Below are 4,416 nucleotides of genomic sequence, written 5' to 3' on the forward strand. Positions count from 1 at the left end.
GTAAAGTGAAGATTGCCAAAACCGCCATTCCCTCCTTTTGCAAGGCGATAGCGCTGTCCCACTTCCGTTAAATCACAGATTAACGTTGTATTATCTTCTTCAAAAATTTGCGTCCCAACCGGAACTTTAAGGATGACATCATTACCCTTCTCACCCGTCATATTACGCCCCTTGCCATGCCCCCCTGTTTTTGCTTTAAAATGCTGTTGGTAGCGATAATCAATCAGTGTGTTAAGCCCATCAACAACAAGAGCCCAAACATCACCACCCCGTCCTCCATTCCCCCCATCAGGTCCCCCAAATTCTATGAATTTTTCACGACGAAATGATACTGCTCCAGAACCTCCATTACCAGAACGAATATAAACTTTAGCTTGATCAAGAAATTTCATTGGAAGTACTCACTGAGGAATCAATCTCTTTACCTCTATAGGCAATACATTAGTTTTACCAGTTTTTCATCATTGATAACAGAAAAACTGTCACTATCGCCGATAACTCCTTGAGAAAAAAATCATCACATCTAAATAGGTTAAGTAAAGTTAAGTCTTCTTAAAAGAAGGCGCTATTCTTGTATTTTTGTTTTTCCCTTAAATTCAAGTGCTAGAAGATAAAGCTCTACTGATTCTGATCGGCTTGCGGGTGGTTTAACATGATAGACTTTTTTAAAATGCTGTTTTAGTATCGTAAGAAGAGTGTTTTCTGCTCCTCCTTGAAAAGCCTTTGCTAAAAAATGTCCCCCAGGCTTAAGAACCGAAAGAGCAAAATCAGCCGCAACTTCACATAAATAAATCGTTCTTAAATGATCCGTCTGACGATGACCTGTTGTTGGCGCTGCCATATCAGAAAGAACCACATCCGGTTTTGTCCCTAAAGTTTCAATTAATTTCTGCGGTGCATCTGTATGCAAAAAATCCATTTCCAACATGGCAACTCTAGGTAATGGATCAACATGTAAATAATCAATACCAACAACGCTAGGATCCTCATCACTTGACCCTACTATACGCTCAGCCACCTGACACCAGCCCCCAGGTGCTGCTCCTAGATCAATAACCTTTTGACCTTTTTTCAAAAACCTATAGCGCTCATTAATTTCAATGAGTTTATAAGCCGCACGCGAACGATACCCATCTACTTTTGATTGATGGACATAAGGATCATTCAGATGCCTCTCTAACCATCGTCGTGATGAAGCTTTAATGGTTCCTGCTTTCTTTTTTACGCGCTGATATAATTCATGTGACCCTGAACCTCCATAGCCACCTCTCGGTGTTTTTGTTGTTTTTTTCATCGTTATTCATTGTCTCCATATTTAATTCTCTAACGCTTGAAATCTCTGCTCTTTCTACGACGACACCATACCCCATCGCGTAACATTAGCTCTATCAAAATTCCTTCCCTTAATCCACGATCAGCAACTCTTAAACGCTGACTTGGCCAAACTTCCCGAATAACATCTAAAATTGCACAACCAGCTAAAACTAAATCTGCTCTCTCGCGCCCAATAAAAGGACTTATGACACGTTTTTCTATATCCCATGATAATAGACGTTGTGTCATAAGTGTAATGTCTGCATCCTTCATCCAAATGCCATCCACTTTTTTCCTATCATAACGCTCTAAATTAAGATACATTCCTGCTAAAGTCGTAACCGTACCGGAGGTTCCCAAAAGATGAAACTTTGAACCTTGTGCTAACTCTCCTAATTTATGACGATCTGAAAAATTATTTAATAACCCTCGCACATAGCTTTTCATTTTTTCAAAATCGTCTAAGCTAATATCATTCCCTCCAAAACGTTCAGCAAGCGTAACAACACCAACAGGAAGAGAAGTCCAAGCGATAATTTGTCGAGCTAAACGAAAAGAACGCTTTTGAGAAACATCCAGTAGCACAATTTCTGATGATCCTCCTCCAATATCAAAAAGCACAATTGCGTCAGTATTTGGTTCAACAAGTGTACTACACCCTGTAACAGCAAAACGCGCTTCTGTTTGCCGATCAACAATTTCCAATTCAAGACCTGTCTCCTCCAAAACACGCTGAATAAAATGTCTACCATTTTCTGCAGAACGACAAGCTTCCGTTGCAATCAAGCGATAACGCTTAATATGCCTTTGTTTTAGCTTTAAATGACAAATCTTTAATGCTTCAATCGCACGATCCATAGCTTGTGTATTAAGAAAACCGTTATTTATTAAACCTTCTCCCAATCGTACAATACGAGAAAAAGCATCAACAACACGAAAATATCCAGGTTTACTGGGAGATGCGATAAGAAGACGACAATTATTTGTTCCGAGATCAAGTGCCGCATAAAGAGGTGGAGATTTTACTGGATGGAACCGTCGAAGAAAAGGTGCTTTGAGTTTTTTTGTTTTTTGAGCACCTATCATTATCTGATTATGAAACTCAAAAGCTGCCTCAGATTGAACAAAAACCTGTTTCTGTTCATAATGTTTTTTTCTCTGTTGTCTCTTTATATCAACAAGGACAGAGTATGCCTCTGTTCGTGACAATGCAGAAAGATTATTTGTATTACTACCGCACTGATCATACAACTGATCTGCTTTGGTATCGTATATTTCTCCTTGCTTTAACTCTTTTGAACCATAATTTAACGGGGTCATGTCCCTTATCCCTTGAGCGTCCCCCAATAAATAAACGCGAAAACTCTTCTGCTCATTCCTAAATAAAGCAATAATGCAGCATCAAATGATATATACAAGAAATCATTCTTTCTTTTTCTATCATTAAAATTTTCTACACTAACATCATTCAGTTTTTTGTATAATCTTTCGGTTGTTTCCGTGAAATCATGCATCTCTTTATGAACTTAAAACTATAAATTAATCGTTTACGTTCACATCAATTTTTATAAATTATGCTCTTTTCTTGATACCATTCACACGGAGCACACCTCTATTGTAACAAACCTACACTATCATACTATTTGCTGACTCTTAAGGTTACAACAACCTATACATTAGTACGGTTTATAAGAAAAAAATTTTTTTTGTTATCCACACACAAACCTCGTTTGTTATATGCAATGAAATGGCTTTGATTATGCTGGAATAAAAGTTCCGTAGTACTACAAAATGCAATTACAATAGCTGTTATTTCGTGAATACCAATAAAAACTATCGTTCAAAAAAAACTCTAGAATTATAAATTTATCTGAAAAATATTAATGCTTAATCAGACCGCTTTAAAAATCCATTTTAAGCTTAAAAAAAGAATTTAGTCTACTCATTATTGTAAGGAATAAATCGAGTATTTCTAATCTTTTTTACTTTTAATAACTAACGAAATCATTCTTTAAGCATTACGGGAAACACTAACTTTATTTTCTATTACATATAAATAACTTACTGTGACTTTATATTCATAAAACTCTCACTCTTTCCAATAAATCACCTCGATATCATATTATATAAAACTTCTTACTTATTTGACCTTATAATTTACACTCAGAAATATAATACAACAATTTATGGAAAAATGACTCTTGTTAAAAATACTCGATGAATTCTAAGGACGGAAAGAATTAAGTGCTGCATTTAACCCTTTAAATGGTACAGTAAAAGAAAATACCTTACCTTCTTTAGTTTTATAGGAAATACGTACCTTATTGTTCTGCTCTATTTGTTTAGTCAAAACCGGCCCTACAGGTGATTGTGCCAAACAAACCGTTTCATTACATTGCGTATAATTAATAAGAACAGGTTTTTTAACACCTTTTACAAACATTTGAATCGGAACATTTATATCAGAATTTGGCAATGTTCGAAAAAGCATCACTGCTTGACCACTTGTCGTAGAAACAAGAGACCAACTAAAAATGGTATTTCCTTCTTGATCATGAACCGTCTGTGTCACATTACATATACCTTGCTTATGTTTAAGCTTTTGTTTTTCGTCACAAATCAAAGTCCAATCATAAAACTGCATAATAATTCGACGTGTTTCGCCAGGTTCTCCCTTAGGTATCGATAAGTGCGGTGGATGCACTGTATAAATATTATTGTTCTCGTTGGCAAAGCTTTCGCTCTTGCCTATTAAGGCAAGAGCAAACAGCAGAACCTTTACTAACATACTTCTCGTTTTTACAATAACAGCCATTTTTTCTATTATCATCTCAACCTCAGAGTAATTCCAGCACCTATTCCCCAATGACCTCCAGCACTTGTCACAGATACATTCGAGCGAATATTTCCATCTTCAGATGTATAACCAGCACCAATAGCAAGTGCAGATTGACTGCGCCATAAACCACTCCCAAATGAAACACTTAAAGATCCTGGTATATCATAGTAACGTAAGTTGGACACCGCTAGACCAATAGCAGCAGCTTGTCTTGCTTCTTTCCGAACATCCTGAATAGCATAATTCAATGTCTCAAACTTCAT

4 protein-coding genes and 1 pseudogene are annotated in these 4,416 nt (G+C 36.5%); all 5 read right to left on the reverse strand.

Features of this window, described 5'->3' with window-relative positions; all coding sequences use genetic code 11:
* Positions 1-392 (reverse strand): annotated as a pseudogene (gene obgE, locus ACFIL8_RS06740) (GTPase ObgE); the annotation flags it as partial.
* A 173-nt stretch (positions 393-565) separates the two neighbouring features.
* The gene (locus ACFIL8_RS06745; protein ID WP_273790641.1) at positions 566-1,294 is read right to left on the reverse strand and encodes an RlmE family RNA methyltransferase; all 729 of its coding nucleotides are present in this window, start codon (positions 1,292-1,294) and stop codon (positions 566-568) included.
* A gap of 29 nt (positions 1,295-1,323) precedes the next feature.
* Positions 1,324-2,634, reverse strand: a complete 1,311-nt coding sequence (locus ACFIL8_RS06750) for a Ppx/GppA phosphatase family protein (RefSeq protein ID WP_375627678.1) — start codon at positions 2,632-2,634, stop codon at positions 1,324-1,326.
* A gap of 904 nt (positions 2,635-3,538) precedes the next feature.
* Positions 3,539-4,144, reverse strand: coding sequence for an invasion associated locus B family protein (locus tag ACFIL8_RS06755; protein ID WP_375611868.1), 606 nt, complete (start codon positions 4,142-4,144; stop codon positions 3,539-3,541).
* On the reverse strand, positions 4,141-4,416 hold a 276-nt coding region (locus ACFIL8_RS06760; RefSeq protein WP_375606732.1), incomplete at its 5' end, for a YadA-like family protein. The genes ACFIL8_RS06760 and ACFIL8_RS06755, both read right to left, overlap by 4 nt.

This window comes from Bartonella sp. AP57NXGY, from assembly GCF_042195805.1.
Lineage (GTDB): Bacteria > Pseudomonadota > Alphaproteobacteria > Rhizobiales > Rhizobiaceae > Bartonella.

What these genes read in the sequence shown, in the direction of transcription:
- ACFIL8_RS06745 (WP_273790641.1), bottom strand. Translation starts at nt 1,294, where the DNA reads ATGAAAAAAACAACAAAAACACCGAGAGGTGGCTATGGAGGTTCAGGG.
- ACFIL8_RS06750 (WP_375627678.1), bottom strand. Translation starts at nt 2,634, where the DNA reads ATGACCCCGTTAAATTATGGTTCAAAAGAGTTAAAGCAAGGAGAAATA.
- ACFIL8_RS06755 (WP_375611868.1), bottom strand. Translation starts at nt 4,144, where the DNA reads ATGATAATAGAAAAAATGGCTGTTATTGTAAAAACGAGAAGTATGTTA.